The sequence below is a fragment of the Granulicatella sp. HMSC30F09 genome (genome assembly GCF_001806915.1).
GTDB classification, from domain to species: Bacteria; Bacillota; Bacilli; order Lactobacillales; family Aerococcaceae; genus Granulicatella; species Granulicatella adiacens.
This window is the reverse complement of the sequence record NZ_KV786428.1, coordinates 42,616-42,845: the sequence shown is the minus strand read 5'-3', so window position 1 is coordinate 42,845 and position 230 is coordinate 42,616. Positions and strand designations below refer to the sequence as shown.

The window sequence follows — 230 nt, the reverse complement described above, 5'->3', positions numbered from 1 at the left end:
ACTGTACAAGCTAAAGATGCCAACGGCACTCCAGCTACAGCGAAGTACACACCAACTGTGACGAAAGTAACACCAATAGGTGAAGATAGAACATCGACTGGAAAACAAGGGAAAGAACAAAAGGAAACACCGCAATTTACAGCAGGAGATCCCGAAGTTCCAATGAAAATCGATGGTGACCAACCAGCGAAATTCATTGACCCAGAAACAGGAGACCCAACAGATAAGAC

The 230-nt window shown here is 44.8% G+C and carries 1 protein-coding gene; it reads left to right on the top strand.

Annotated features, from left to right (window positions below):
* The coding region (locus HMPREF3103_RS09530) for a hypothetical protein (protein ID WP_168132836.1) at window positions 1-230 on the top strand (230 nt) is incomplete at both ends.